This window comes from Streptosporangium sp. NPDC003464 (genome assembly GCF_053588315.1).
Window position 1 is genome coordinate 1 of record NZ_JBSFPS010000080.1, and the last position, 20,900, is coordinate 20,900.

Sequence of the window (20,900 nt, forward strand, 5' to 3'; positions counted from 1 at the left end):
CGTTGCAGTCAGCGACCTCCCGCCGCCACCGTTTGATCGGATCGTCGTCCTCGGCTGCGGCCAGTCGGCCCAGCAGGACCGCCCGCCGGTAGACGCCAGGTGACCGGGAGCGACAGCAGCCGCGGCACGGTCCCGTCGTCGTAGGAGGGGACCTCCTCGGCGGGCACCGCGAGCCGGAGCGTGGGGACCCGCTTGACCAGGGTGCGGAAGGCGATGTCCAGCTCCAGGCGGGCCAGGTTGTGACCCATGCAGTGGTGGATGCCGTAGCTGAAGGCGAGGTGGTTGGTGGGCGGCCGGGTGATGTCCAGGACGTCGGGGTGGGAGGTCACGCTCGGGTCGATGTTGGCGCCCGCGAAGCTGACGAGGATGCCGTCACCGGCCTTGATGACCTCTCCAGCGATCTCGATGTCCTCGGTCGCGACCCGCGCGAGCTGCTCCACCAGGGTGACGTAGCGCAGGATCTCCTCGACCGCGCCGGGGACCAGGTCGGGGTCGGCGGCCAGGGCGGCGTACTGCCCCGGGGTCGCCAGCAGGGCGAGGGTGCCCAGCGCGATGGTGCTGGTCGAGGTGACCGTGCCGGCGACCAGGATCGCGAACGCGAACTGGATCAGCTCATCGCGCGACAGGTCGCCCTTCCGGACGTGACCGGCGATCAGGTCGTCGAGCAGGCCGTTGCCCGGGTCGCTCTCCTTGGCCTGGATCAGGCGGGTGAGGTAGTCGGTCAGCTCCTCCATGGCCTGGTCGGCGCGCTCCGGGTTGAACAGGTCCCGGGCCGGTCCTTCGAAGGACTCGCGGTCCTCGTAGGGGACGCCGAGGAAGGCGCAGACCACCATCATGGGCACCGGTGTGGCGAACGCCGTCATCAGGTCGGCCGAGGAGCCCTGCTGCAGCATCGCGTCCAGCCGCTCGTCGACGATGCGCTGGATCTCCGGCCGGTGCACCGCGACCCGCCGGGTGGTGAAGCTGGGGATCAGCATCTGCCGTTGCCTGGTGTGCTCGGGCGGGTCCACTCCGAACAGCGCCCCGGCGAAGCCGCCCTCCTCCTCCGTGGCCATCTCGCGGGTGGCCCGCATGTGCTTGTGCCGCTCGTCCAGCACCGGGTAGTTGGGGTAGTGGGCGAGGCTGGACATCCGCTTGTCGGCCAGCAGGGCGCGTGCCTCGACCGGTCCGGTCACCAGCCACGCGGTCCGGCCGTCGTACAGCCGCACCTTGGTGAGCGGCCCCGGCGCACGCAGCTGTGCGAAGCCCGGGGACGGCCGGTAGGGGCATTCCCGCGGCAGCGGGTAGGCCGGCAGGGCCGAGGAGTCGGTCTCCGGGGAGTTCACTAGTGGCAGGGCCATGGATGGTCACCTCTTGTCTGGGAAGGCGGCAGCTCAGCCCGGTCCATGGCCGTGGCCGCGGATCCGCGGCGGTTTGGTCGCGTCCTCGGACCCAGGTGCCTGCGGCTCGCGTCTCGGACACTCGTCGCGCGTTTGCGGCGCGGCGTCGTCATCAATCGTGATCGTGGCGGACGTTCCCGGCATCTTCTCCGATGCGCAGAGCGTGATCCGCTCCGCGGCGTCCGTGCCCGCGCCGGAGGGCGCGGGCACGGACAGTGGCACGGGCGGTGGCACGCCGATGTCGCGGAGCGGGCCGGCCGCCGTGGACGGTGCGGCGCCTCGGGCGCCGCACGGCCCCTACCGGCGCCGCGCGACCTCCTGGAAGCCGACGTGGGCGTAGTAGTCGGCGATGGCGTGGAAGGACTCCTTCGGCTCCCAACGGTAGGTGGAGGCCGGGTCGCTGAAGTCGTCGCGGATGGTCTTGACGATGGCCATGCTCGCGGTGTCCAGGTCGAGGCGGGGGTCGGCCGAGTGGGGGTGGGTCGGGTGGATGAACTCCGAGACCGCGACGCCCTCGACGCCCGCCTCCTCGAAGACGTCGAACATCTTCAGGTGGTAGGCGGCCTGGGCGCTCTCGTCGCGGACGTGGCCGTCGATGATCGTGGGCACGGGCCCGCTCCGGTCGGCGATGTCCCAGAAGAAGAATGCCTTCTCCTCGGCGCCCTGGTAGGTCGCGGTCCCGAACTCGGAGATGAGGATCGGCTTGCCCCAGCGGCGGTAGCGGGCCACCTCGGCGAGGTGCTGCTCGCGGGTGAGGTGGGTCGGCAGGTACTGGTACATGAGGCCGACGAAGTCGAACAGCCCCCAGTCGACGTCCTCGAAGTACGCCGCGGAGTAGCTGATCCTGTCGTTGAAGATCCCGCGGGCCACCGCGGCGGCCTTCCCCAGGAACTCGTTGAGCCGGGGCGTCGCGGCCGCCAGGTCGACGGTCGCGGTCGGGGTGAGCAGGTGGTGCTCGGCGTCGGCGTACAGGTTCGCCATCCGCTCGTGATACTGGTCGCCGGGGATGATGCCCGGGGTGAACAGCAGGTGCACGGCGCCGACGGTCAGGTTGATCGCGGCGCCCTGGCTCCGCAGCGACTCGGCGATCCGCGCGGCCTCGGCGAGGTGGTCCAGGACCTCCTGCTGCGGCCGGTCCACCAGGCGGGGCTGGAGCCACACGTGGAGGTCGTGCTCCACCGCGGCGGTGGCGGTCTCGGTCAGCCGGTCCAGGTCGCTGCCGTAGACGGTGATCGAGTTGCAGTTGAGCTGGTCGCTGATCAGGCTCAGCTCCGACAGCATGTCGGGCGTGCTCCACGCGGTCCGGGACAGCGCCCCCTGACCGGTCGCGAAGTTCGTACCGGTGTCATAGGCGACACCACGGTAGGCGATGCCCTGCCGCGGCACCTCCGTCTCGGCAATGGCGTCTTCCGCACGAGCATGGTCGGTGCGTGGGTGTGGCATGCTGCTCCCTTTCTTCGCTACGGCGGCCGCCGTGCCCGGCGGTCCCGGGTCGCGTCCGCGGACCGCGCCGGCGGTCGCTACCAGACCACCGGGAACTCGAAGAGCCGCTGCAGGGTCCCGTCGTTGTTGTTGCTGCGCAGTTGGTCGAGGGGTACGGCCGGCCGCAGGTTGGGCATCCGCTCGACCAGCGTCCGGAAGGAGATCTCCAGCTCCAGGCGGGCCAGGTTGTCGCCGGGGCACCGGTGGATGCCGTGGCTGAAGGAGAAGCTGGGCCGGGGCGGCCGCCGGATCTCGAAGGTGTCGGGGTCGGAGGCCGAGGCCGGGTCGAAGTTGACCCCGGCGCAGCTGATGAGGATGCCCTCGCCCGCCTTGATCGATCCTCCGTCGAGGTCGATGTCCTCCACCGCGACCCGGGCGAACGCCTCGACGAGGGAGACGTAGCGCAGGATCTCCTCCACCGCGCCGGGGATCAGGCTGTGGTCGGCGCGCAGCGCCTCCCACTGCTCGGGGTTGTCCAGCAGCGCCAGCGTGCCCAGTGAGATCACGTTGGTGGTGGTGTCGGTGCCGGCGACCAGCATGGCCATGGCGATGTGGACCAGCTCAGAGCGGGTGATCGCCCCCTTGTGCAGCTGGTTGACGATCAGGTCGTCGATCAGCCCGGTCAGGCCGGCGCCCGGGTTGTTCTCCTTCTTCTGGATCAACCGGTCGAGGTAGTCGCCCAGCTCCGCGGTCGCCTCTTCGGCCAGTTCCGGCACGAACAGCTTCCTGGCCGGCGTCTCGAACTCCTCGTGGTCGTCGTAGGGGACGCCGAGCAGCAGACTCATGACCATCGACGGCACCGGCTGGGCGAACTGGCTCACCAGGTCCGCCGGAGCCCCCTGGCTCATCATCTCGTCCAGCTTCTCGTCCACGATGCGCTGGATGTCGGGCCGCAGCTGCGCGCTGCGCCGCAACGAGAAACGCGGCATGATCATCTGCCGCTGCTTGGTGTGCTCGGGCGGGTCCACCCCGAACAGGACGTCGGCGTAGCCGCTGTCGACGACCTTCTCGAACTCCTCGTTGAGCAGGGGATAGTTCCCGTGGTAGGGGCGGATCGACACCCTGCGGTAGTCGGAGAGCACGGCGCGCGCCTGCGCCGCGCCGGTCACCAGCCAGGCGGTGCGACCGTTGTAGAGCCGCACCTTGGTCATCGGGCCTTCTTCACGGAGCTCGACGTGTTCGGTCGCCGGCCGGTACGGGCACTCCGACGGACGCGGAATCGGGAACGCCGGCAGATCAGCGGAGTGCGGCGGTGTGATGGTCATGGACGCCCCTTACTCAGGAATGGGAGGCCGCTGATGCGGATCAGCACGGCGCCGTTCGTCGGAACCGGGGGTGCTTCCTGCAGAGGTATCGTCGTACCGGCCGTTCCCCGCCCGCATCTTCTCGATTGCGACCCGCCGGCGGGATGGTGCCGGGATCGGGCGGACCACCGCATTTTCGAAGATCCGCCGGGCGGGGCCCGACGTCATGATGGGGCGAGGCCGACCGTCAGGAGTAGCGATGAGAACCGCGCACCGGACCTGCCCGATCTGTGACGCCGTCTGCGGCCTGCGACTCACCCTCGACGACGCGGGGCACGTGACGTCGGTGAAGGGCGACCCGGACGATCCCTTCTCCAAGGGATACATCTGTCCGAAGGGCGCCAGTCTCGGCCAGCTGGACGAAGACCCCGACCGCCTGCGCGTGCCGATGATCCGCGAGGGCGACCACTGGCGGGAGGCCAGCTGGGAGGAGGCGTTCCGGCTGGTCGACCAGGGCCTGACCAGGGTGATCGAGACCTACGGCCGCGACGCGCTGGCCGTCTACTTCGGCAACCCGACCTATCACACGATGGCCGGCTTCATGTACCGGCAGCCGCTGACGCAGGCGCTGAACAGCCGCAACACCTATTCGGCGAGCACCATCGACCAGATACCCAAGCACATCTCGACGGGCTTCATGTTCGGTGACCCGTTCGCCATCGCGGTACCCGACGTGGACCGCACCGACTACCTGCTGATCATCGGGGCCAACCCGCTGGAGTCGCACGGCTCGCTGTGCGCGGCGCCCGACTTCCACACCCGGCTCAAGGGGCTGCGCGAGCGTGGCGGCAAGGTCGTGGTCGTCGATCCGCGCCGCACCCGCACGGCGGCCTTCGCCGACGAGCACCTGCCCGTACGGCCGGGCACCGACGTGTTCCTGCTGTTCGGGATCGTCAACACGCTCCTCGGCGAGGATCTCGCCACCGTCAATCTCGAGGTGAACGGCCTGGAGGAGCTGCGGGAACTGGCCGCGGAGTTCACCCCGGAGGCCGTGGAGCGGGTGTGCGGAGTGCCGGCCGGGCACGTCGTGCGGCTGGCCCGTGAGCTGGCGGCGGCGCCGACGGCGGCCGTCTACACCCGCATCGGCACCTCGACCGCCGAGTTCGGCACGCTGGCGCAGTGGCTGGTCGACGTGGTCAACATCCTGACCGGCAACTTCGACCGGCCCGGTGGCGTGATGTTCACCAGGACGGCGGCGCTGGAGATCTTCCGCACCGGCCAGCCGTTCGACACCGGGCGCTGGCACAGCCGGGTCCGCGGGCTGCCGGAGGCTCTCGGGGAGTTCCCCGTCGCCACCCTGGCCGACGAGATCGAGACTCCTGGGCAGGGGCAGGTCAGGGCGCTGGTGTCGATCGCCGGCAACCTCGTGCTGTCGGCGCCGAACGGCCCGAAGCTGGACCGGGTGCTGCCCGGCCTGGACTTCATGGTCTGCGTCGACCCCTACCTGAACGAGACGACCAAGCACGCCGACGTCATCCTGCCGCCGCCGCGGATCATGCAGATGCCGCACTACGACTTCCTGCTGCTGATCGTCACGGTGCGCAACTACACGAGGTTCTCCCCGCAGGTCCTGCCGCTGGGACCGGGACAGCTCTCGGAGGCGGAGATCCTGGCGCGGCTGACGCTCATCGTGTCCGGCCAGGGCGCGGACGCCGATCCGGCCGGGCTCGACGACATGATCCTCCAGCAGGTGCTGAGCGGGGCCGTCGAGGCGCCCGGCTCCCCGTTCGCCGGCCAGGACGTGGCGCGGCTGCGCGCGGAGCTGGAGGGCGACAGCGGGCCCGAGCTGATGTTGGACGCGATGCTCAAGCTCGGCCCGTACGGCCTGTCGCTGGCCAAGCTGCGTGACAACCCCAACGGCATCGATCTCGGGCCGCTGGAGCCGAGGCTGAAGGAACTGCTGAACACCCCGTCCGGCCGGGTGGAACTCGCCGCGCCGAAGCTGGTGGGTGATCTCCAGCGGCTGCGTGAGCGGTTCTCCGGGCCGCAGCCGGAGATCCTGCTGATCGGACGGCGTCAGCTGCGCTCGAACAACAGCTGGCTGCACAACACCCCGGCGCTGGTCGGCGGCAGCAACCGTTGCACGCTGCACGTCAACCCGGCCGACGTGGCCAGGCTCGGGCTCGGTGAGCAGGCCCTGGTGCGCTCGGCCGCCGGTGAGGTCGTGGTCCCGGTCGAGCCGACCGACAAGATCATGCCGGGTGTGGTGAGCCTGCCCCACGGCTGGGGGCACCAGGGCAGCACCCAGCGGGTCGCGTCCGGTCACGCCGGCGTCAACGCCAACGCGCTGACCGATGAGTCGGTCATCGACGTCCTGTCCGGCAACGCGGTGTTCAACGGAGTCCCCGTGAGCGTCAGCCCCGTCGGTTCCGGCCGCTGAGCGGTCGCCCGGGCGGGGTGTGAGCCTCCCTCTCCGGTCATGCCGCCGCCGGCGGCGTCCGGAGGGGGAGGCTCGCCGTGCTGCGGCTGGGGGTGCGCGGCCGCCGTTCTGGAGATCCGGCCGGTGACGCGCTCCAGGTGGCGGGCCCGGGTGGTTCACGGGTGGAGTGGGGAGTGCGGACCGTGCCGAGCCGGGGCGAGGTGAGGCGGCGGGGGTCGGCTCCGGCCGGTGGACCGGCACGACGGGGCGGGGCGGCGCGGTGCTTGGACCCGGAGCGGGGTAGGCCGACCGGCCTACCCCGCGGGGGAAGAGAAGCGATGAAGAGCGACGGGCGCAGCGGAGACGGTCAGCCGTTCACCGCCCCGGCCCGGTGACGGTCTCCCGCAGCACCCGCCGGAAGTCGGACACCATCGCGGTGACCGTGCTCTCGTCGAACAGGTTGGTGGTGAACCCGATCTTGCCGACGATGTCCCCCTCGGGCTGCAGCTCCAGCGTCCACAGTGCGCCGTCGGGCAGCTGCGAGCCCACCGGCGCCGACAGCACCCGCCGGCGCATCGCGGTGAACCGCAGGTCGCCGACCTGCGCGCCGCCCATCATGAACGGGGACTGGACGACCTGGAACACGCACGCGGCCGAGTTCGGCTCCATGACCGACGCCATCAGGTCGGGGGCCTCCTCGATCAGCTGGAGGAACGGGATCTCGTGGGTGTAGGTCGCGATGCACGTGGCGCGGACCTTGGCGATCACCTCGCGGAAGCTCGTGCAGCCGGAGATGTCGGTCCGCAGCGGCAGGAGGTTGTAGAAGGAGCCGACGGTGTCCTGGACCCAGGACGGGTGGCGTCCGGGGGTGAAGGTCGGCACGACGAGGTCCGTCTGGCCGGTCTGCTCACGCAGATAGGTCAGGTAGGCGGCCAGCAGCACCATGAAGGGCGAGCTGCGGGTCTCGCCGGCCAGCGCCGCGGCCGAGGCCCTGAACTCCTCCTCCAGCAGGAAGCGGTGCCAGCCGGTGACGAACGGGCCCTCCCCCCGGGGGCGGTCGGTGGGGATGGGCACCACCTGTGCGCCGCGCAGGTTCTCCCGCCAGAACTCGCGCGCCGCGACGATCGCGGGCGCGGCCGTGTTGGCGTGCTGCCAGGCCACGTACTCCCGGTGCTGACGGACCTCGGGCAGGTCGGGTGCCCGGTGCTCACGCCGTGCGGCGTAGCAGGCGGCGAGGTCACGCATGACGATCTGGGCCGACCAGCCGTCGACCGCGGTGTGGTGGGCCATGAAGACGAACACCGCGTCGCGGCGGTCGAAGCGGCCCAGCACTCCCCGCATGAGCGGCATCTCGTCGGCGCCGAACTCGCCGGCCTCGATCTCGTTGAGGAACTGCTCGGCGACCACGTCCCGGTCTCCCCGGTCCCGATCGGCGAGGTCGTGGATCAGCAGGTCCGGCCAGGCCGGGGGGAATATCCGCTGGTAGGGCTCGCCGTCGTCGAGGACGACCGAGGTGCGCAGCGCCTCGTGCCGCGCCACCACGTCGTACAGGGCGCCCCGCAGGCTGTCGAGGTCGAGCTCACCGGTGATGCGCCAGCCGCCGACGATGGTGTACCGGGGGCCGTAGGGCCCCGCGCCGTCGCCGTGGTCCATCATGCGCAGGAACTCCTGCTGGAAGGAGAGCGGGATCCGGTCCTCGCCTCCGGCCGGCGGGGACGCCAGCGGCAGTGTGTCGGTCATCGGAGCTCATTTCTTCCGGGCGACGGTGAGACCGTCGGCGATGGGCAGCATCACCGTGTCGAACCGGTCGTCGCCGGCGAGCGCGGCGTTGAAGACGCGCAGCGTCTCGGCGCACTTGCGCTGTAGCGTTGAGTCGGCGAGCTCGGGGTCCAGGACGTATCCGTCGAGCAGCACGTTGTCGGCCACCAGCAGGCCGCCGGTGCGCAGCAGCGGGACGGCCAGCTCGTAGTAGTTGGGGTAGTTCATCTTGTCGGCGTCGATGAAGACGATGTCGGCCGCGGTGTCGGCGGGCAGCTCGCGCAGCGTCCGGCCGGCGGGACCGAGCCGGAAGTCGATGCGATCGGCCACGCCCGCGTGCTCCCAGTGCTCCCGCGCGATGTCCACCCACTTGTCGGTCACGTCACAGGTGATCACGCGCCCGCCGGGGGCCAGGCCGAGGGCGAGCGCCAGTGCCGACAGTCCCGTGAACGTCCCCACGTCGACGACGGTCGTCGCCGACTGCAGTTTGGCCAGTATGGTCAGCAGCGCGACCTGCTCGACCGGCACCATCATGCCCGCCGCGTCACCGACCCCCGCGGTGCGTTCGGCCAGCATCCTCACCGCGGGGTCGGGCGGACTGCAGGACCTGACCAGATAGTTGCGCATGGCCTGGTTGACCGGCACGTGCTTGACCTCGGCGAACCCCGGGCTGCTCATGTCCCTCCCTGTGTTGACACGGGTCGCTCGGGCGGAGGCGACGCCACGCCCGGCCACACCGGAGCGCGACCATCGTCGCCCGTGATCACAGCCCGCTGCATCCTCTGAAATGCGCTGCGGCCGACCGGCGCGGACGCCTGGCGGCGCTTGACAGCCCGCGCGGCGGCGGATTATGAACCTAGGAAGGTCATCGACGCATGAGCCCCGGCCGGCTCGACGCCGCGTCCGCGGGATCCGCCCGCGGCTGGGCCGCTCTTCGATACGTTGGTCGCGCAGAGCGGAAGACGGAAACCCTATTCATGTGTGTCTGCGGGCAAAGGGGTGTGCGATATGCCGGAGAACGTCAGCGCGGAGCGATTCATCGAAAGGCTGGAGGCCTACATCCCGTCGGACGAGGCCGACAAGATTCATCGGTATTTCAAATCCGGCGAGGGTGAGTACGGCGACGGAGACATTTTCATCGGTGTGCGGATGAGGGATGTCTTCGGGCTTGCCAAGGAGTTCATCGAGATGCCGCCCGACGAGATCGAAAAACTGCTGGAGAGCCCGGTCCACGAGGTGCGGGTCGGCGGCCTGAGCGTCATGGACAAGCAGGCCCGCCTCAAAAGGACGCCCGCCAGCCGCAGGAAGGAGCTCTACGACCTCTACATGAGGCGCCACGACAGGATCAACAACTGGGACCTGGTCGATCTCGGCAGCCCGCACGCGGTCGGCGGCTATCTGTCCGACAAGCCGCGCGACATCCTGTACAAGCTGGCGCGCTCGAAAGACATGTGGGAGCGCCGCACCGCCATCGTGAGCACCCTTTACTTCGTGCGGCAGGGCGAGGTCGACGACACCTTCAAAATCGCCGAGATACTGCTCGACGACGACCAGGATCTGATCCACAAGGCTTTCGGAGGGCTGCTGCGCGAGGCCGGTAAGAAAGACCACCGGAAGCTGCTGGACTTCCTGGACAAGCACGCCGCCACCATGCCGCGTACGGCTCTGCGCTACGCGATCGAACGTCTCGACAAAGAAGAGCGGAGTCACTATCTCGGCCTGAAGAAGGCGAAATAGGGCGGCGGGTCCGCTCAGGGATGCCCGCCCCGGCCGCGGCCTCCGCGACGGGGTCGGGTCCGCCGTCCGCGCCGATCAGAGCATTCTGGAAGATGCGCCCGGGGTGGGCGGACGTGACGCTGATGTCATGGGTGAGTTCGAAGGCGGGACCGCGCCGATGACCGGAGGGGACGGCGGCCCGGCCACGGCGCGCAGGAGAGGCGGTCCGGCCCGGCGGCCGGGTCCCGGCCGCGTCCGCGGATCCCTCGCGCGCCCACGACCCCGGACCGGCCCGTTGGCCCTCTGATGCCCAGACGCGCGCGTCGGCGCCCTGTCCCGTGTCGAGCCGGGCGGCGCCACGGCCGGCACGATCGGCAGGACGCGCCTGACCACCTCCGATGGGGACATGATGGGGACGTCGCGGCGGCATGGGCCCCACGTGTGCCCGTCACCGGATCGCGCGATGACGCGGCGGAGCCCTGCTGTGGGCCCCGCGAGTCCCCGAAGAACGCCGAACCCACGCTTGTCCGTCCGGCGCGCAGGCAGTGACCGGGAAGAACCGGCGAAGAAGCCGTAACAAGAGAAGGCAGAGCCATCCATGACCCAGACCGACAGCCCCCTCGACCTGCTGTCCCGGGCGCTCGACCAGACCGGCGCCCTCATTGCCCAGATCCGGCCCGGACAGGAGACGCTGCCGACCCCGTGCCGGTCCTGGGACGTGCGGGCGCTGGTCAACCACGTGGTGGACGAGATGCACCAGTTCGCCAAGGTGACCGCGGGCGGCGAGCGCAGGCATCTCGGCGTGGACGTCATCGGTGAGGACTGGTCCGGCGCCTACCGCGAGGCGGCGCAGGCGCTGCTGGCGGCCTGGCGGCAGTCGGGCGCCCTGGAGCAGACGCAGCGGCTGTCCATCGGCGAGGTCGATGCCGGATGGGCGGTCGGCCAGCACATCACGGAGCTGTCGGTGCACGCCTGGGACATCGCCAAGGCGACCGGCCAGCCGACCGACCTCGACCCCGAACTGGGACAGCTGGCGCTGGACTGGGCCGGCAACAACCTCAAGCCGGAGTTCCGCGGGGACGAGGCGGACGGATACCAGATCGGTCCCGAGGTGAAGGTGAGCGACGACGCGCCGCTGTACGACCGGCTCGCCGCGATAGGCGGGCGCGACCCGAACTGACGGCGGCGCGGGGCGCCGGCCTGTGCGGGGCGCGCCCGCACAGGCCGGCGCCCCGCGGCCGTCACACCCCGGCCGTACCCGTCCCGGCGAGCACGGGTACGGCCGCTGCGCCGGGCTCCACCGTCAAATACGGCAATTCAGGAGATGTCTCGCGGCGCGTGGACACGGACTATGGAGCAGCGAAGATCTACACGCGCTCGGGCGACCGGGTGGTGAACCAGAAAGGGGCAGCCGCGCGCTGCTGGACACCACGCCGGCCGCCACCGGTGAACGGCTCGTCGGCTTCTCTCATGGGCCGCTATCGCAGCGTCGGATCTATTGCCGAACCGCAGGCAAGGCACTTTCCAAGGGAGACCTTATGCGAGTCCTGTTCACCGTCTATCCGTCGCACGCCCATCTGTGGCCGGCCGTGCCGGTCGCGTGGGCACTGCAGAGCGCCGGACACGAGGTGCGTGTCGCCTCTCACGCCAGGTTCACCGACTCGATCAGGGCCACGGGCCTGACGGCGGTGGCGCTGGGCGACCCGTCGGTCGACGAGGCGCGGATGCGGCCGGATGCGCGGCCTCCGGCGCAGCCCGAGGAGGTGCTCCGTTACGCCGACGCCCTCGGACTCGACGACGAGGGGCGCGAGCACTGGATCGCCTACTACCAGTGGCTGCTCAACCCCATCTCGGACTACGTCCGGATCGACCTCCCGTACGCGACGGAACTGATCGACTTCGCCAAGGCGTGGCAGCCGGACCTGCTGATATGTGACCCGACCTTCGCGTGCGGGCCGGTGGCGGCGCGTGTCTCCGGCGCCGCCTACGCCCGCATGCTCCTGGGCGCGGACTACCTCGGGTGGAGCATGGACCGGCTCGCCGAGCGCAGGGACGAGGTCAGGGCCGCCGGCCTGTCGGAGAACCCGCAGGCCGATCTGGTCAGGCCGCTCGCCGAGAAGTACGGCATCGAGGTCGACGACGAGCTGCTGTACGGGCAGTGGTCGATCGACCCGATGCCGCCGGGGATGACCCTGCCGACCAGCGCGGTCAAGGTGCCGATGCGGTACGTGCCGTTCAACGGCGCCGAGGTCCTGCCCGAATGGCTCTACGAGCGGCCGCAGCGGCCGCGGGTGGCCCTGTCGCTGGGTGAGTCGACCCGCAGGTTCATCAAGGGTGACTGGGGCCGCACGCCGAAGATCATCGAGGCGGTGGCCGACCTGGACATCGAACTGGTCGCCACCCTGAACAGCCTGCAGATGGAGGGGATCGAGCACATCCCCGACAACGTGCGGACGATCGACTGGGTGACCCTGACCCACCTGCTGCCCACCTGCTCGGCGATCATCCACCACGGCGGCATAGGCACCTACGCCGCCTCGGCCGCGCTGAAGGTGCCGCAGATCGTCTGCGACACCGGTGAGACCCTCATGATGCGCTCGGTCCAGGTGGACCCGCGCACCATGGAGGACGGGACCTACCGCATCGGCTTCGAGTTCGGCATCAACGAGGCGGTCGTCGAGACCGTCACCACCTGGGAGCTGCCGGCCAAGAAGCTCGAGGCGACCCCCACGTCGAACTACGTGATCAGCCGGGGCGCCGGCACCCGGCTGGACCACACCACGCAGTCGGTCGAGGAGATCCGCGAGATGATCCAGAAGGTGGTGACCGACCCCTCCTACCAGGCCGGCGCGCAGGCCGTCTTCGACGACTGGCTGTCCATGCCGAGCCCGTCCGGCGTCGTCCCTGTGCTGGAGAGACTGACCGCCGAGCACCGCCGCTGAACGCCCCCCTCAGCCGAGCGGTGCACCCCCCGAGCTCCTGGCGGTCGTACGGCTGCCAGGAGCTCGGCGTCCGTCCCGGTCGGCTCGCAGGGCGTGGACTCCCCTGACGGGGCGGGCACGTGCCGCGCTCTGCCCCCGCTGACCGGCAACCTGGAGGACCGATGCGCACGCCAACGATCGACATGCTCCCCCTGCCGGGTGCGAGCCTCTACTACGAGGTGCGTGGCACCGGCCCCGTGCTGCTGCTGATCCCCAGTGGGAACGGCGACGCCGCCCCGCTCGGGCCGATGGCGGACGCGCTCGCCGACCGCTACACGGTCATCACATACGACCGGCGCGGTTTCTCCCGCAGCCCGCTCGACGGGCCGGTGGACGGCGGGCGACGGCTGGAGGCCGACGTCGACGACATCCACCGCCTGCTCGGCCACCTGGCCCGGACGCCCGCGCACGTGTTCGGCAGCAGCTCCGGGGCCATCATCGCGCTGGCCCTGCTGGAGCGGCACCCCGACCAGGTCCGGACGCTGATCTCACACGAGCCGCCGCTGGCGTCCATACTGCCCGACTCCGACCGGTGGCTCGGGTTCTACGCCGACCTGTACGACACCTATCAGAGTTCCGGCATCGAGGCGGCCAGGGAGGTCTTCAGGACCCGCATGGGCATGACCAGCCCGACGCGGCCGCCGAAGGACGCCGAGCTGCCCCCGCAGCAGCTGGCCGAGATGCTCTCCCGGCTCCGCCGCAACCAGGTGTTCTGGTTCGAGCACGAGATCCTGACCTATCCGGCCTTCGTCCCCGACCTGGCGGCGCTGGAGTCGGTGTCGGACCGGCTGGTCCTGGCCGGCGGGAGCGCATCGCGCGAGCACTTCCCCTACCGTCCCAACACGGTGCTGGCCGAACGGTTCGGCATCGGGATCGTGGACTTTCCCGGGGGCCATGTCGGCTATGTGACGCATCCGATCGAGTTCGCCGAGCTGCTCGCCCGCGTGCTGGGCCCCAGGAACGGCTGAGGTCGCGGGCGCCCGGCCCACGTGCCGGCCGGGCGCCGGCGGGGATGAAACCCGAACGGTCCCGCACCGCCGAGCCGGTGCGGGACCGCGGTCGTGGGGCCTCAGGCGGTGCCCGCGACGTCGGCGAGCAGAAGTTTCTGCAGCACCTTCTTGTCGGGTTTGCCGATCGGGGTGTGCGGCAGGTCGTCCAGCACCTCAAGCCGTTCGGGGATCTTGAACGCGGCCAGGCCGCGGGCGGTGAGGGCGGCGGAGACGTCGCCGAGCGTCAGCTCCTGGCCGGGGTGCAGGCGGGCGAACAGGCAGACCCGCTCGCCTACCTCCGGGTCGGGCATGGCCACCGCGGCGACCTCGGCCACCTGCGGCATCTCCTGCACCAGGGTCTCGATCTCACCGGCCGAGATCTTCTCGCCCGCCCGGTTGATCAGGTCCTTGACCCGGCCGCAGACCACCACGTTGCCCTCCGGCGTGATCCGCACCAGGTCACCGGTGCGGAACCAGCCGTCGGGGGTGAAGGAGACGCTGTTCTGGTCGGGCACGCCGTAGTAGCCGCGCGGGGTGTAGGGGCCGCGGGTGAGCAGCTCGCCGATCTCCCCGGGCAGTACCGGGTGCCCGTCCGGGCCGGCCACCAGCAGCTCGTCGTAGGGGCTGACGGGGGCGCCCTGCGTGGTGTGGGCCACCTCCTCGGAGGCGTCGGCCGGGGTGTAGCAGATGAGGCCCTCGGCCATGCCGTACACCTGCTGCAGGCGGCAGCCCAGGGCCGGGCCGATCCGCGCGGCGATCTCCGGCGACAGCACGGACCCGCCGACGTGGACGTAGCGCAGGCTGGACAGGTCGCGGCGGCTGGTGGCGGCCTCCTCCATCCATTTGAGCACCACGGCGGGGACGGCCGAGGTGGCGGTGACGCCCTCGGCCTCGATCGCCTCGAACACCGGCTCCGGGCGGGGCGAGGGCAGCAGGACGGCCCGGCCGCCGGAGAACAGCGCGCCGAGGATCCCCGGGCTGGCCAGCGGGAAGTTGTGGCCGGCCGGGAGTACGGCGAGGTAGACCGTGTCCGGGCCGAAGTCGCAGGCCCTGGCGCTGCGCCGGATGTTGTACTCGTAGTCGTCGTGCGTCCGGCTGATCACCTTGGGCACGCCGGTGGTCCCTCCGGACAGCAGGAACACCGCGACGTCGGAGCCGGAGGGTGCCCGCCCGTCGAGCCGGCGGCGGCGGGCCGCGCTGTCGCCGTCCTGCTCGAGCAGGCCGCGCACGTCGACGCTGTCCGGCCGTACCTCCTGGCCCACCACCAGCACCCGCGCCGGCCCGGGCAGCGCGGCCGCCACCCGGTGGGCGAGGTCCTGGTGGTCGTAGCCGCGCCAGGTGTCGGGGACGATCAGGGCCTTGGCCCGCACGTGCGTCCCGATCGAGACCAGCTCGTGCTCGCGGTGCGGCGGCAGCATCATCACCGGCACCACGCCGAGGCGGAAGCAGGCCAGGGTGACCACGACGAACTCCCAGCAGTTCGGGAGCTGGACCAGGACGGTGTCGCCGTGGTCGAGGCCGAGGTCGGCGAGCCGCTCGGCCAGGGCGTCGGCGTTCACCGCCAGGTCGCGGTAGGTCAGCCGGTGCCCGCCGTCGACCACCGCGATCCGCTCGCCCCGCTGTTCGGCCCATTCCCACAGGTAGGAGCCCAGCGGGCGGCCCCGCCAGCAGCCGGCCGCCCGGTAGGCGTAGGCCAGGTCGGCGGGCCAGGGCACCACCCCGTCGAGCTTCATCGCACGCTCCCTTCACTGAGCGGGGCGGATTCGGAGCCGTCGATGCGCTCGGCCAGCAGGGAGGCGACCGCGTCGATGGTGGGCCGGTCCCAGAACAGTGTGACCGGCAGCGGCAGCCGGAACCGTTTCTCCAGCCCGCGCCGGATCCGCATCGTCATGACCGAGTCGAGGCCCATTTCGATGAGGGGGTGGCGCGGGTCCACCTCGGTCGCCGCGAGTTTCGTCTCGGCGGCGACCTGGCGGCGGATCTCCTCGGTCAGGAACAGGTGCAGATCGGGCCCGTTGAGGCCGATCCACGGGGAGGTCGTCTGCTCGGCCGTGCTCTCCTCGGCGGGGGTGTCCGACGGCAGCTCGCTGAGCAGCGGGAGCCTGCGCTCGCCCGCCTCCAGCGGGATGGTCCGCAGGACGGCCGCGTAGCCGAGGTCGTAGCGCTCGGCCAGCTCCCAGGCGCCGAAGGCTTCGGTGAGGCTGATGTCGGCCGTGCCGCGCGCGGCCAGCTCGACGTCGATGACGGCGGAGGAGGTGGACATGCCCAGCCCTCGCCAGGAGGTCCAGCCGAAGCTGGTGGTCGCGCTGTCCCCGGCGGCCCGGCGGTGGGCGGCCAGCGCGTCGAGGAAGGCGTTGCCGGCGGCGTAGCTGGCCTGGCCGGGCAGGCCGAGCAGCTGGCCGCTGGAGGAGAACAGCACGAAGAAGTCCACGCTGCCCGGCGGGAACAGGCTGTGCAGCACCAGCGCGCCGTTCACCTTGGGTCGCAGGACGGTGCGCAGCGATCCCTCGTCGAGGGTGCGGAGGGTGTGGTTGTCCAGGACGCCGGCGGCGTGCACGACGCCCCGGATGGGGGGCAGCCCGAGTGAGGCGGCCGACAGCAGCTTCGCCGCGGCCTCGGCGTCGGCGATGTCCACCGCCACCGTGACCACGGTGACGCCGAGCCGTTCCAGCGACCGGATGGCCTCCACCTGCGCCAGCTCGGTGGGGTCGGTGAGCCGGTCCCAGGCGTCCCGGGGCGGCAGCGCCCGGCGCCCGGCCAGCACGATCCGTCGCCCGCCCCGGTCGGCCAGCCAGTGCGCGACCTCCAGGCCGAGGACGCCGAGGCCACCGGTGATCAGGTAGGTGCCGTCCGGCTGGCAGGTCATCGGCTGGCGGACGGGGTCGCCCTCCAGCCGGCGCAGGCGCGGCAGTGACGGTTCGCCGTCGCGCACCACGACCACGTCCTCGCCGCGCATGGTGCGCACGACGGAGATGAGGCCGGGCACGTCCTCCGGTGACTGCCCGATGTCGACGACGCCGCCCCAGAACTCGGGATGCTCGCCGCCGATGATCCGTCCCAGGCCCCACAGCGGGCCGTGTCCCAGTGCCCGCTCGTCCGCGCTCTCACGCACGCCCTGGGTGACGCACCACAGCCGGGCGGGGGTGACCAGCCCGGTGCCGGCCAGCCGCTGCGCGGTCCGCGCCAGCAGCCACGAGGCGTGGGCCGCCGTCTCGTCCACCTCGCCGGGCGCTCCCAGCGCCGGCACGACCAGGACGATGTGGTCGCCGGTCAGCTCGGAGTCGCGCAGCTCCTCCGGCGTGGCGGCGATGCGGTGCGGGATGCCCGAGCCGCCGAGCCGCTCGGTCAGCCTGCCGAGCAGCGCCGTGTCGGGGCCGACGAGGACCATCTCCGGCGTGATCAGGGACTCCTTGCGCTCCGCCGGCCGCCAGGTGATCTCGTGCACCAGGCGGCGCGGGTTGGTGACCGCTCCGACGTCGCTGTCCAGCACGCCGTACCGCAGCCGCGACAGCCTGCCGACGACGGTGCCGTCGAGGTCGGCGATCTCCACGTCGACGGCGTCGTCGCCGGTCACGCGCACGGTGACGCGGGCCCGTGCCGGTGAGGTCTCGGCGAGGGTGACGCGGTGGATGTGCGCGGGCATGCGCAGGATCGGCGGTCCGGAGAAGGCCACCGAGGCGGTCGACAGGGCGGCGTCCAGGATGGGCGCCCACGTGGTGGGCACGGTGTCGGCGTCCTGGTCGGCGCGGACGGTGGCCACGAGGGTGCCTTCGCCGAGCTGGATCCGTTCCACTGCCCAGGGGAAGCCCATGGCGGCCACGCCGAGCGCGGCGAGCCGGTCGACGACGTAGTCGGTGGGCAGCTCCTCCCCGGCCGCCACGTCGTCGGGCTCGGGGTGCGTGCCCGGGGCGGAGTGCGGCTCGACGGCCGCGGTGGTGTGCGTGACCCAGCCCTTGTCGTCGGCGCCGTCGTCGGCGATCTGGGACGACAGCCGGACCGTGCCGTCCTGCAGGACGATCTGCAGGTTGCGGGGGCTGGTGACGCTGACCGGCACGCGCAGGGCCACGTCGGTCAGATCCGGCCAGGGCCCGGTGGAGGCGGCGGCGGTGAGGAAGGTGTTCAGCAGGACCGCCGCCGGGATGATCTCCACCTCGCGGACCGGGTGGTCGCCGGGGTAGGGGCGGGAGTCGCGGTCGAGGTAGGTCAGCCACGCCTGCGCCGGGGTCGTGCCGATGACGCTGGTCCGGCCGCCGAGCAGGGTGTGGCCGGCCGGGTCGTGCTGTTCGGTCAGGGAGGAGCGGCCCACCGGCTCCTCGCTCCAGTGTGGTCTGTGCTGCCAGGCCGTGGTCGGCAGGTCGGCGAGCGTGCCGCCCGGCCACAGGGCCGACCAGTCCACCTCCGCGCCGTGGCAGTACAGCAGGCCGAGATTGGTGAGCAGCGTCTCGCGTTCGGGCCGGTTGCGGCGCAGGGAGTGCGTGACGAAGGCGTCCTCGACGCCGAGCCCGTCGAGCGTCTCGTTGATGGAGTGTTCCACGACGGGGTGGGGGGAGACCTCGACGAACAGGCGGTAGCCGTCCTCGACGGCCGCGGTCACGGCCTGGGCGAAGCGCACCTGCCCGCGCAGGTTGGCCGCCCAGTAGGAGCCGTCTCGCGGTGCGGTGGAGCGAGGGTCGTGCAGTGCCGTGGTGTAGACGGGGATGGCGGGCGTCCGCGGCGGCAGGTCGGCGGCGGCCGCGGCCAGCGCGTCGAGCAGCGGGTCCATGTGCGGGCTGTGGAAGGCCACGTCGGAGTCGACCTGGCGGACGCCGAGCCCTTCGGCCTGCCACCGCTCGCTGATCTCCCGGACGGCTTCGATGTCGCCGGAGACCACGGCCGATCCGGTGGCGGCGGCGACCGCCACCGCGAGGTCGTGCCGGTCGCCGAGGCGCTGTTCGGCCTCCTGCGGCGGCAGGTTCACCATGGCCATGGCGCCCCGGCCGGCGACCTGGCGCAGGAGCACCGAGCGCCGGCAGACCAGCCTCGCGCCCTGTTCGAGGGTGAGCACCCCGGCGGTGACCGCCGCGGCGATCTCGCCGACCGAGTGGCCGATGACCGCGTCGGGCCGTACGCCGCCGGCCCGCCAGAGTGCGGCGAGCGCCGTCTGCACCGCGAAGATCATCGGTTGGATGACGTCGACCGGCTGCGGGGCGTCGTCGAGGATCGTCGAGCGGGGCGACACGCCCATCTCTTCGACGAACACCGGCTCCAGCCGGTCGATCACCCCGGCGAAGACCGGGTCGGTGGCCAGCAGCTCGCGGGCCATCCCGGTCCACTGGGAGCCGTGCCCGGAGAAGACCCAGACGAGTCCGCGGCCGGTGGACGGTGGCACGGTCCCGGTCGCCGCCCCCGTGCCGGATCCGGCCAGCTCGCGCAGTCGCGCGATCAGTTGCTCGCGGTCGGCGGCGAACACCGCGGCCCGGTGGGGCAGGTGGGTGCGCCGGTGCGCCAGCGTGTGGCCGACGTCGGCGGTCTTCGTCTCGCCGTCTCGCGTGAGCCGGTCGGCGAGGCGGCCGGCGTACTGGCCGACGGCGGCCTGGCTGGCCGCCGACAGCGGGTACAGGGCCGGGCCGCTGTCGTCGGCGGCCTGCTCGGCGGGCGCGTCGGCCGCCTCCAGGATGACGTGCGCGATCGTTCCGCCGTAGCCGTACCCGGACACGCCGGCCCGTCGGGGTCCGCCCGTGTCCGGCCACGGGGTCAGCTCCGTCGTCACCCGCAGGCCGGAGGTGTCCCAGGGGATGGCGGGGTTGGGCGTGGTGAAGTTCAGGCTCGGCGGGATCTCGGCGTGCTGCAGCGCGAGCACCGTCTTGATCACGCCTGCCACGCCGGCGCCGGCTTCGAGGTGGCCGATGTTCGGCTTGACCGACCCGATCAGGCAGGGCTGCCCCTCGGGGCGGCCGGGCCCGAACACCGAGGTCATCGCCCCGGCTTCGAGCGGGTCGCCGACCCGGGTCCCGGTGCCGTGGGCCTCCACGTAGCCGACCGTGGCCGGGTCGATCCCGGCGGCCCGGTAGGCGCGGCGCATGAGATGGGCCTGTGCCTCGCCGCTGGGCGCCATGATGCCGTTGGTCCGCCCGTCCTGGTGCACGGCGCTGCCCCGGACGACCGCGAGCACCCGGTCGCCGTCGCGCCGGGCGTCCGACAGCAGCTTCAGGACGACGACGCCGCCGCCCTCGCCGCGGCCGTAGCCGTCGGCGTCGGCGTCGAAGGACTTGCTGCGCCCGTCCGGTGAGGTGGCGCCGGCGGCGTCGAGCACCAGGGACAGCCCCGGCGCGGCCATCACCAGCACGCCTCCGGCGAGTGCCACGGGGCACTCCCCGGCGCGCAGCGCCTGCGCCGCCAGGTGGATGGCCACCAGTGAGGACGAGCAGGCGGTGTCGACCGCCACGCTCGGGCCGCGCAGGTCCATCGCGTAGGAGACGCGGTTGGCCACCGCGCAGTAGGCGCCGCCGATGCCGGTCCACGCCTCGATGCGGGGAAGGTCCTCCAGCAGCCTGCGGCCGTAGTCGTCCGCGCCGACCCCCATGAAGACCCCGGCGTCGCTCCCGCCGAGATCGCGGGGCGGGATCCCGGCGTGTTCGAGCGCCTCCCAGGCCAGCTCCAGCACGATGCGCTGCTGCGGGTCCATGAGGGCGGCCTCGCGCGGGGTGATGTCGAAGAAGTCGGCGTCGAAGCCCTTGACGTCGTTGAGGAACGCGCCGCGCCGGGTCACGTCGCGCACCGCGGCGGCGTGCTCCCGGCCTTGGGAGGCGTACCAGTCCCAGCGGTCCCGGGGGAGCTCCCCGATGGTGTCGCCGCCCTCGCGCAGGAGGGTCCAGAACTTGTCCGGGGAGTCGATGTCCCCGGCGAATCTGCAGGCCATCCCGATGATGGCGACGGGTTCGGGGGAGTTCATC

12 protein-coding genes are annotated in these 20,900 nt (G+C 71.7%); 5 read left to right on the forward strand and 7 right to left on the reverse strand.

Annotated features, from left to right (window positions below; translation table 11 throughout):
• Positions 1–8 precede the first annotated feature (8 nt).
• The 3 genes from ACWDS7_RS19345 to ACWDS7_RS19355 form a co-directional block, all read right to left on the reverse strand.
• The gene (locus ACWDS7_RS19345; protein ID WP_451930378.1) at positions 9–1,340 is read right to left on the reverse strand and encodes a cytochrome P450; all 1,332 of its coding nucleotides are present in this window, start codon (positions 1,338–1,340) and stop codon (positions 9–11) included.
• Positions 1,341–1,676: 336 nt separating this feature from the next.
• On the reverse strand, positions 1,677–2,822 hold the full coding sequence (locus ACWDS7_RS19350) for a hypothetical protein (RefSeq protein ID WP_451930379.1): 1,146 nt from the start codon (positions 2,820–2,822) through the stop codon (positions 1,677–1,679).
• Between the two features lie 77 nt (positions 2,823–2,899).
• On the reverse strand, positions 2,900–4,012 hold the full coding sequence (locus ACWDS7_RS19355) for a cytochrome P450 (RefSeq protein WP_306876107.1): 1,113 nt from the start codon (positions 4,010–4,012) through the stop codon (positions 2,900–2,902).
• 352 nt (positions 4,013–4,364) lie between these two features.
• On the opposite strand from ACWDS7_RS19355, the gene ACWDS7_RS19360 reads away from it, so the two are divergent.
• Positions 4,365–6,545 carry a molybdopterin oxidoreductase family protein gene (locus ACWDS7_RS19360; protein WP_451930380.1) on the forward strand — a complete coding sequence of 727 codons (2,181 nt, stop codon included), beginning with the start codon at positions 4,365–4,367 and terminating at the stop codon, positions 6,543–6,545.
• A 354-nt stretch (positions 6,546–6,899) separates the two neighbouring features.
• Here ACWDS7_RS19360 and ACWDS7_RS19365 read toward each other — a convergent pair whose 3' ends face one another.
• A complete protein-coding gene (locus ACWDS7_RS19365) occupies positions 6,900–8,264 on the reverse strand; it encodes a condensation domain-containing protein (protein WP_451930381.1) in 1,365 nt (454 codons plus the stop codon).
• A gap of 6 nt (positions 8,265–8,270) precedes the next feature.
• On the reverse strand, positions 8,271–8,960 hold the full coding sequence (locus tag ACWDS7_RS19370) for an O-methyltransferase (RefSeq protein ID WP_306876101.1): 690 nt from the start codon (positions 8,958–8,960) through the stop codon (positions 8,271–8,273).
• 330 nt (positions 8,961–9,290) lie between these two features.
• Between ACWDS7_RS19370 and ACWDS7_RS19375 the strand changes: the two genes are divergently transcribed.
• From ACWDS7_RS19375 to ACWDS7_RS19390, 4 genes are all read left to right on the forward strand, one after another.
• Positions 9,291–10,019, forward strand: coding sequence for a DNA alkylation repair protein (locus tag ACWDS7_RS19375; RefSeq protein ID WP_451930382.1), 729 nt, complete (start codon positions 9,291–9,293; stop codon positions 10,017–10,019).
• Between the two features lie 577 nt (positions 10,020–10,596).
• Positions 10,597–11,178 (forward strand): TIGR03086 family metal-binding protein, encoded by a 582-nt coding sequence (locus ACWDS7_RS19380; RefSeq protein WP_306876098.1) that lies wholly within the window; start codon positions 10,597–10,599, stop codon positions 11,176–11,178.
• Between the two features lie 358 nt (positions 11,179–11,536).
• Positions 11,537–12,940 carry a nucleotide disphospho-sugar-binding domain-containing protein gene (locus ACWDS7_RS19385; RefSeq protein ID WP_451930383.1) on the forward strand — a complete coding sequence of 468 codons (1,404 nt, stop codon included), beginning with the start codon at positions 11,537–11,539 and terminating at the stop codon, positions 12,938–12,940.
• Positions 12,941–13,101: 161 nt separating this feature from the next.
• Positions 13,102–13,947: an alpha/beta fold hydrolase gene (locus ACWDS7_RS19390; RefSeq protein ID WP_306876094.1), complete on the forward strand. Its 846-nt coding sequence runs from the start codon at positions 13,102–13,104 to the stop codon at positions 13,945–13,947.
• Between the two features lie 101 nt (positions 13,948–14,048).
• Here ACWDS7_RS19390 and ACWDS7_RS19395 read toward each other — a convergent pair whose 3' ends face one another.
• On the reverse strand, positions 14,049–15,701 hold the full coding sequence (locus ACWDS7_RS19395) for a (2,3-dihydroxybenzoyl)adenylate synthase (RefSeq protein WP_451930384.1): 1,653 nt from the start codon (positions 15,699–15,701) through the stop codon (positions 14,049–14,051).
• Positions 15,698–20,899: a type I polyketide synthase gene (locus ACWDS7_RS19400; RefSeq protein WP_451930385.1), complete on the reverse strand. Its 5,202-nt coding sequence runs from the start codon at positions 20,897–20,899 to the stop codon at positions 15,698–15,700. Before ACWDS7_RS19400 ends, ACWDS7_RS19395 begins: the two co-directional genes overlap by 4 nt.
• Between the last annotated feature and the right edge of the window lies 1 nt (position 20,900).

Excerpts from the sequence above, each read along its gene's own strand:
- ACWDS7_RS19345 (WP_451930378.1), bottom strand. The coding sequence starts at position 1,340 with ATGGCCCTGCCACTAGTGAACTCCCCGGAGACCGACTCCTCGGCCCTG.
- ACWDS7_RS19350 (WP_451930379.1), bottom strand. The coding sequence starts at position 2,822 with ATGCCACACCCACGCACCGACCATGCTCGTGCGGAAGACGCCATTGCC.
- ACWDS7_RS19355 (WP_306876107.1), bottom strand. The coding sequence starts at position 4,012 with ATGACCAAGGTGCGGCTCTACAACGGTCGCACCGCCTGGCTGGTGACC.
- ACWDS7_RS19360 (WP_451930380.1), top strand. The coding sequence starts at position 4,365 with ATGAGAACCGCGCACCGGACCTGCCCGATCTGTGACGCCGTCTGCGGC.
- ACWDS7_RS19365 (WP_451930381.1), bottom strand. The coding sequence starts at position 8,264 with ATGACCGACACACTGCCGCTGGCGTCCCCGCCGGCCGGAGGCGAGGAC.
- ACWDS7_RS19370 (WP_306876101.1), bottom strand. The coding sequence starts at position 8,960 with ATGAGCAGCCCGGGGTTCGCCGAGGTCAAGCACGTGCCGGTCAACCAG.
- ACWDS7_RS19375 (WP_451930382.1), top strand. The coding sequence starts at position 9,291 with ATGCCGGAGAACGTCAGCGCGGAGCGATTCATCGAAAGGCTGGAGGCC.
- ACWDS7_RS19380 (WP_306876098.1), top strand. The coding sequence starts at position 10,597 with ATGACCCAGACCGACAGCCCCCTCGACCTGCTGTCCCGGGCGCTCGAC.
- ACWDS7_RS19385 (WP_451930383.1), top strand. The coding sequence starts at position 11,537 with ATGCGAGTCCTGTTCACCGTCTATCCGTCGCACGCCCATCTGTGGCCG.
- ACWDS7_RS19390 (WP_306876094.1), top strand. The coding sequence starts at position 13,102 with ATGCGCACGCCAACGATCGACATGCTCCCCCTGCCGGGTGCGAGCCTC.
- ACWDS7_RS19395 (WP_451930384.1), bottom strand. The coding sequence starts at position 15,701 with ATGAAGCTCGACGGGGTGGTGCCCTGGCCCGCCGACCTGGCCTACGCC.
- ACWDS7_RS19400 (WP_451930385.1), bottom strand. The coding sequence starts at position 20,899 with ATGAACTCCCCCGAACCCGTCGCCATCATCGGGATGGCCTGCAGATTC.